The organism is Bacillus sp. B1(2022), assembly GCF_040259625.1.
Lineage (GTDB): Bacteria > Bacillota > Bacilli > Bacillales > Bacillaceae > Bacillus > Bacillus velezensis.
This window is the reverse complement of record NZ_JANIFO010000023.1, coordinates 1-7,975: the sequence shown is the minus strand read 5'-3', so window position 1 is coordinate 7,975 and position 7,975 is coordinate 1. Positions and strand designations below refer to the sequence as shown.

The window sequence follows — 7,975 nt, the reverse complement described above, 5'->3', positions numbered from 1 at the left end:
CGCTATCAGAACGGAGCCGAAAGGAGACAAACGGTTTACCGATTACTTGGCGGAAGTCCGCCAGGCCGCGCTTGAGGCGTATGAGCATCAGGATTACCCGTTTGAAGAGCTAGTGGAACGGCTCGGTGTGCAGCGGGACACAAGCCGCAATCCGCTGTTTGACGCCATGCTTGTCGTCCAGAATATAGAGCATGAGGAACTGCTGTTGGACGGTTTGCATATTCAGCCTGCGGACGTGTCCCGTCCGGTTTCCAAATTTGATGTCACTCTGCAGGCTTCTGAAGGCGGGGGACAAATTCATTTTCTGTTTGAATATGCGGCGTCTTTATTCCGGAGAGAAACAATGCAACGCTGGGCTTCCCACTTTATGACGATGCTTGAACACATTGTCCGTGAACCGGAAACTTCTTTACAAGCGATCAGCATGCTGACTGCTCCGGAACGGAACCGGATTCTTTCGGACTTTAACGGCATGACGGATCAACAGCTGCCTGAAAAAACAGTTCATGAACTGTTCATCACCCAGGCGCGAAAAACACCTGATGCCGCGGCCCTTATCAGCGGGGAAACATTGATCACATACAAAGAATTAGATGACTGGTCGAATAAAATCGCCAGAGCTCTGCAAAAACGGCAGATCGGACCTGATGCAGCCGTCGGCATTGTGATACCAAGATCGCCGGAACAAGTCGCGGCAGTCTTCGGGGTTTGGAAAGCCGGAGGAGCCTACGTCCCGATAGATCCTGAATATCCGGAGGAACGCAAGCAATATATCATCTCAGACAGCGGCACAGCGCTTCTCCTTACCGCACACGGTGCGATAGAACAAGTGCCTGATCGTTTTAACGGTGAAGTGCTCGCACTGGAGGATATCCAAGAACAGGATGCTTCGCCGGTCCAGTCATTATCAGCACCGGAAGATTTGGCTTACATCATTTATACATCGGGAACGACAGGCAGGCCGAAAGGGGTTATGGTCGAACATCGATCCGTCAGCCAAACCCTTCAATGGCGGAGCGGATTTTATGATCTGAATGAGAAAGATACGATTCTTCAGCTCTTTTCATTTTCCTTTGACGGGTTTGTAACAAGCATGTTCACACCGCTGATTTCCGGTGCGAAAGCGGCCGTTTTAGCCGAAGATGAAGCAAGAGATATTCTTGCTATTAAACACTATCTTGCATCTTACCGCATCACTCACATGATCATTGTTCCCGTACTGTACCGTACACTGCTTGACGTACTGGAGCCGGGGGATGCAGAGTCTCTCAGAATTGTCACATTAGCGGGAGAAGCTGTCGACCAAAACATTATCAGCCGCAGTTTATCAGTTTGTCCACACACGGAGCTTGCCAATGAGTACGGCCCGACGGAAAACAGCGTCGCCACTACAGCGGCAAGACATATAGAACAAAGCGAGAACATTACGATCGGCCGTCCGATTGAGCATTCACACGTTTATATTTTAAACGGAGATCATCCGCAGCCGATCGGTGTAACGGGAGAACTTTGCATCTCGGGTTCCGGTCTTGCAAGAGGGTACCGCAATCTTCCTCAGCAAACGGCTCAAGCCTTTGTCCAAGACCCGTTCCGGAAGAACCGGCGCATGTACCGCACGGGTGATCTGGCAAAATGGCTGCCGGACGGCACGCTGCAATATATCGGCCGAATGGACGAGCAAGTCAAAATCAGAGGCTACCGGGTGGAACTGAAAGAAATTGAATCCGCCTTAACAGGCATAAAAGGTGTCAAAGAAGCAGCCGTCACCGCTCATACCGCATCAGCAGGCCAAACGGAACTATGCGCTTATATCGTGACAGAAGAAGGAACAGAAAGTGAAACCGTGCAGCAGGCGCTCAGAAATGAAATGCCCGCTTATATGGTGCCGGCGTTCTTTGAAACACTTGAAGCACTGCCTGTCACACCGAACGGGAAGCTTGACCGCCGCGCGCTTCCTGAGCCGCGGAAAAAAGCGCACACCGGACAGGCATTTACCGAGCCTGAAAGCGACATGGAAAAAGAGCTGTCCGCGATTTGGAGCGAAGTGCTCGGAACTGAAAACATTGCCGCGGATCAATCATTTTTTGAACTGGGCGGCGATTCCATCAAAGCCCTGCAAGTATCAGCCCGATTACATCAGGCAGGAAAACAGATCGCCGTAAAAGATATTTTCAGCCGGCCGACAATTAGGGAGCTGGCGCCTTATGTCCGTACAGAGCGGCAGCCGGTCAGCCAAGCTCCTGCAGAAGGAGAAGTGAAGTGGTCGCCGATTCACAAATGGTTCTTCACACAAGACATGAAGGAAGCAAATCATTTTAACCAGTCCGTCATGCTGACGAGAGCAAATTCAATAGATGAAGAGGCTCTGAGGAAAACGTTAAAAGCCATTACCGTACATCATGATGCCTTGCGCCTTGTCTGCATAAAAGACGAAGAGAAAGGTCTTCTCCTCTTCAACAGACCGGCTGACCTCGCAGATGAACAGCTTTACAGCCTGACCATATTAGAAATGGAAGGCGATGAGCATGAGAAGGAACGTTTTGTAAAACGCCGCGTCGCAGAGCTTCAGAGAAACATGGATTTAGAGAACGGGCCGCTGGTACAGGCGGGGCTGTTCCGCTCTGAAGCAGAAGATTACTTGTTTCTGACGGTCCATCATCTCGCTGTCGACGGGATATCATGGCGGATTTTATTGGAAGACTTGGCTTCTGCTTATGAACAGGCCATCTCTGGACAGGAAATCAAACTCCCTCCGAAAACCATGTCATTCAAAACATATACGGAGCAGCTGGCCGATTATGCGGAAAGTAAACAGCTTCTTCAGCAGGCGGAGTATTGGCGGGAGATTGAACACTATGAAACAGAAAGTCTTCCTTACGAACAGGCAGATTTATCTCAAACTCCTGCAAAAAAACGGAACACGGTATCCTTCACTCTGACAGAAAGTGAAACGGACGCCCTGTTGAAAGATGTACACAGCGCCTACAATACGGATACGCAAGATGTGCTTTTGGCTTCCGCCGTGCTTGCCATTCAAAAGTGGTCGCCGCGGCACGCTTTGAAAATCGCCCTTGAAGGACACGGACGCCAATCGGAGCAGGCAGGTGCGGACATCAGCAGGACAGTGGGGTGGTTCACTTCCATTTACCCGGTGCTTTTCCGGAGCGGAGTTTATGAACCTCTTGAAGAATATGAAATTCGCACATTGAAAACCGTCAAAGACACATTGCGGCGCATTCCGGATAAAGGGAACGGATACGGCGTCCTCAAATATTTAACACCGCCGAAGCTTGCCGGGATGACTTTCGGGAAAGCACCGGAGATCAGCTTTAATTATCTCGGACAATTCGATGCGCCCGGCGGGAACCCGGCAGAAACGGAACAGCCTGACGCGTTTCAGTTTTCTCCTTTGGGAGGCGGAGATGATGTGACAGATACATGGAAACGGGAGCAGTCACTTGAAATCAGCGCGATTGCGGCAAAAGGCCGGATGACCGTCAGCATTTCCTATGAAACGGAGCGCTTCCGGCAAGATACGATCGAACGGCTGTCCGAAAGCTGCCGGTATTATCTCCTGAAACTGTCGGAACACTGCCTCAGCAAAACCGGTACGGAGAAGACCGTCAGTGACTTTGATGATCGGGAGCTGACTGAGGAAGCATTGCAGGATATTGCCGACTTACTCAGCTTCCACTAAACCGAGCGGGAGGAACACATGGACAAAACAAAAAATATCCAAAATATTTATCCCCTCAGCCGAATGCAGGAAGGAATGCTTTTTCATTCCTTTCTGCAAAAGGAGGGGGCTGCATATATCGAACAATCCGTCTTCACCATAAAAGGCCGGCTTCGTCCGGAATTGTTTGAGCAAAGCGTACAGTCTGTCATCAGCCGCCACGATATTTTCAGAACGGTTTTTTTACCTCATGTCGCTCAGCTGAACGGCCCCCGCCAAGTTGTGCTGCGTGAGCGGGAATTCCGGCTGCACCGCGAAGATCTTACACATTTGGACGAAGCGGAACAGAGCATCTATTTACAGCGATTTAAGGAACGTGACCGCTTAAAAGGCTTTGACTTGCAAAAGGATATGCTGATGCGTGTTTCTTTGTTTAAAACGGCTGACGAAAAATATGTATGCGTCTGGAGCCACCATCACATCCTTATGGACGGCTGGTGCCTCGGCATCGTCCTTCAGGAATTCATGCATATGTACCGGGCGATTGAATCAGGCTCACCTGTCACACTGGCGCCCGCAAAGCCTTACAGCTCTTATATTACATGGCTGACGGATCAGGACAAAGACGCGGCTTCTGAGTATTGGAAAGGATATTTAGCAGGCTGCGAGACACCCTCAGGACTCCCGAAAATATCGGCCCGTCCCCAGGAAAAAGGCTACCGTAAGAAAGAGCTGCTGTTTTCTTTAGATCAAAACCTGACGGACAAGCTGAAAACCATCGCCAAAGAAGAGGGCGCTACGCTCGCGGTTCTTATGCAGACTGTATGGGGCCTGATGCTGCAGCGCTACAACCGGACGGACGATGCCGTATTCGGCGCCGTCGTATCAGGGCGGCCTTCCGTCATTGACGGCGTGGAAAGCATGATCGGGCTGTTTATCAATACCGTTCCGGTACGCATTAAAACGGGTGACGAAAGCTTTAGAGAACTGCTGGGCCGCTTGCAGAAAGAAATGCTTGACTCAGAGGCGTTCAGCTATCATCCGCTTGCTGACATCCAATCGCAGACTGAGCTGAAACAGGATTTAATCGACCATATTATCGTGTTTGAAAATTATCCGATTCAGCAGCAGATGAAAGACGCGGAAAAGGAATCGGATGCACCATTCCGGATCGGGAATGTCAACGTTTCGGAACAATCGGGCTACGATTTTAACCTCATCATAGCGCCTGGCGATGAGCTGCTCATCAAATTCAGCTACAATGCGAACGTTTATGACGAAGTATGGATAGAGAGCGTAAAAGGACACTTGGAAGAAGCTCTGCGCGGCGCCGCCTTCAATCCCGATGTTCCGGCTGATCGGCTTCCGATGCTCGGACAAAAGGAAAAATCAAGAATAATCGGCGAATTTAATGACACGAAAACAACTTATGAAAGAGATGAAAGCATCATCAGCCTGTTCAGCCGACAGGTGAAGAAAACCCCGGACCATCAGGCGCTTCACGCCGGCGGGCTGACGATGACGTACAGGGAGCTCGATGAACGGTCAACTGCATTCGCCCGCACCCTGCTGGAAAACGGTTTGGCGCCAAAGGGAATTGCCGGGATTCTGGCCGAACGCTCACCGGAATTTATCATCGCTGTTCTCGCTGTATTGAAAGCGGGAGGGACGTACCTTCCTCTTGATGCAGAACTGCCAACCGACAGGATCGCCGATATGCTCACTGAGAGCGGAGCACAGCTGTTAACGGTACAAAAAGGAATTGAGACTGACATTGACTTTTCTCACATCATCTCTATCCCGGCTGCAGCTCAAAAACAAACACCTGATGCGGGAAAACTGAATACCGATACAGCACCTGATGACCTTGCCTATATTATGTATACATCCGGTTCAACAGGAAAACCGAAGGGCGTGATGATTTCCAACCGAAACGTCGTATCGCTCGTGTCAAACAGCAATTACACGTCGGCTGGCATGTCGGACCGTCTCATTCTGACAGGGTCCATCGGTTTTGACGCAGTGACGTTTGAAATCTTCGGAGCACTTTTGAACGGAGCATGTCTTCATGTGGTTGACCGCTCGACAATGCTTGCCCCTGAGAGGTTCGGCAATTATCTTTCTTCCAACCGGATTACGATTCTGTTTTTGACGACGGCGCTCTTTAACCAGTTCGCCCAGGCAGATCCGGAGATGTTTTCTGGGTTGCACACCTTATATGTCGGCGGAGAAGCATTGTCCCCGGCGCTCATCAATAAGGTCAGACACCGCTGTCCGAATCTCAGCCTTTATAACATATACGGACCGACGGAAAATACGACATTTTCTACCTTTTACGAAATCAGGCACGATTTTTCTCAGCCGATCCCAATCGGAAAACCGATCAGCAATTCAACCGCGTATATCATTGATAAAAATGGCGGACTTGCGCCGATCGGCGTGCCCGGTGAGCTTTGTGTCGGCGGTGACGGGGTTGCCAAAGGCTATTTAAACAGGCCTGACTTAACAAGTGAAGCGTTTGTCAGCCACCCGGTTCATCCTGAAGAAAAGATCTACAAAACAGGCGACTTGGCACACTGGCTGCCTGATGGAAGCATCGGATACATCAGCCGTATCGACCGCCAATTCAAGATTCGCGGGAAGCGGATTGAGCCGGCCGAAATCGAAGCGCGCTTGACTGAAATTGATGGAATCAGGGAATCGGCAGTCATCGTAGCAAAAGAAGGACAAGAAGCAATCCTTTGTGCGTATTATACAGGCGCACATGTTGAAGAAAGAGCCATTCGATCCCTGTTGGCCAGGTCGCTTCCCGACTATATGATTCCAAAGTATGTGATGAAGCTTGACCGTATGCCGCTTACCGCAAACGGCAAAGTGGACCGCCGCGGGCTGCCTGCGCCGGAACGGAAAAAAACGTCATCAAAAGCCGTTCCGCCACGAAACTGGGTAGAGCGTGAGCTGATCGACATTTGGACGCCGATCCTCGGCTGCAGGGAGCTGGGCATACAGGATGACTTCTTTGAGCTGGGCGGCCATTCTTTGAAAGCATTGCAAGTGATTCATCAGCTGAAGACCAGGCAGCAGATGGATGTGCCGATTGAAATGATATTTGAATATCCGACAATTGAACAATTGGCTGAAAAGCTGTATTCAAACACACTGACAGAAGCTGCAGAGCAGCATATCAGCAGACTGAACCAGCCGAAAGGCCGCAACCTATTCTGTTTTCCGCCTATCTCAGGTTTCGGGATTTTCTTTAAAGATCTTGCGGCGGCATTAAACGAACGGGCTGCTGTGTACGGTTTTAACTTTATTGAAGAAGACAGCAGAATGGAACAATACATTGATAAAATGCTGGAAATCCAGCCGGAAGGCCCTTATATACTCTTCGGATATTCGGCAGGCGGCAATACGGCATTCGAGGCGGCAAAAGCGATGGAAAAGCGCGGCTTAGAAATCAGCGACGTCATTATCGCAGACGCGTACAGAAAGCTTGACACATTGCCGCCGCAGCCAACAAACGCAACAGCCGAAAATGTCCCGGAAGCCGTCAGGGAAGCGGTCATCCGAAAAACAGAGCGCTATCAAACGTACTGGGCGGAACTGATAAATGACGGCCAAATCGCGGCAAACGTCCATTTTATCGAGGCCGGCATAAAGGAAGAGCACAGTGATAAGACCGAGCCGATGAAATGGGAAGGCGCCACAACGGGACTCTATCAGGAATATCAAGGCGAGGGCGCCCATAAAGATATGTTTGAACCCGCCTTTGCACAGCAAAATGCTGAGGTCATACTGGACATCATTGCAAACAGCGGAAGACGCTTGGCGCGGAATCTGTAACATCCGGCAGAATGGTTCAGGATGACAGAGGGCAAGATAGGGGAATCAAACCAGTTTTTTGGAGGCTTTGACATGACGAACCTATCTTGGCTTACGTATGTAATGATCATTCTTGCCAGCTACCGGCTGACCCATTTGATCGTATTTGATAAGATTACGGAATTCATAAGAAAACCCTTTATAAAGCAAGAAAAAACCGTCGATCAAAACGGGCGCGCCGTCCAAAAAAAAGTCCCTTCCTCCGCATTCGGTTATATGCTGCAATGTTATTGGTGTGCGGGCGTCTGGTGCGCAATATTGATCGGCATCTGCTACTTGGTCTGGCCCCGCTATGCACATCCGGTTATTTTCATTTTGTCTATCGCCGGAGCGCAGGCCATTCTTGAAACGTGTGTCGGCGTCGGAACGAAGGTCATTGACGTGCTCGCCGCCATGAAACATAAAAAGTCCTGAAGC

At 50.2% G+C, this 7,975-nt stretch carries 3 protein-coding genes; all 3 read left to right on the top strand.

The features are described from left to right. Positions 1 to 3,697, top strand: a 3,697-nt coding sequence (locus NQS30_RS21235; protein WP_350322349.1) for an amino acid adenylation domain-containing protein, incomplete at its 5' end; no start/stop codon positions are given. Between the two features lie 18 nt (positions 3,698 to 3,715). Further along, complete coding sequence (locus NQS30_RS21230) at positions 3,716 to 7,519, top strand: non-ribosomal peptide synthetase (RefSeq protein WP_015239971.1); 3,804 nt, start codon at positions 3,716 to 3,718, stop codon at positions 7,517 to 7,519. Between the two features lie 72 nt (positions 7,520 to 7,591). Further along, positions 7,592 to 7,972 (top strand): DUF1360 domain-containing protein, encoded by a 381-nt coding sequence (locus NQS30_RS21225; protein ID WP_007410116.1) that lies wholly within the window; start codon positions 7,592 to 7,594, stop codon positions 7,970 to 7,972. Positions 7,973 to 7,975: the final 3 nt, after the last annotated feature.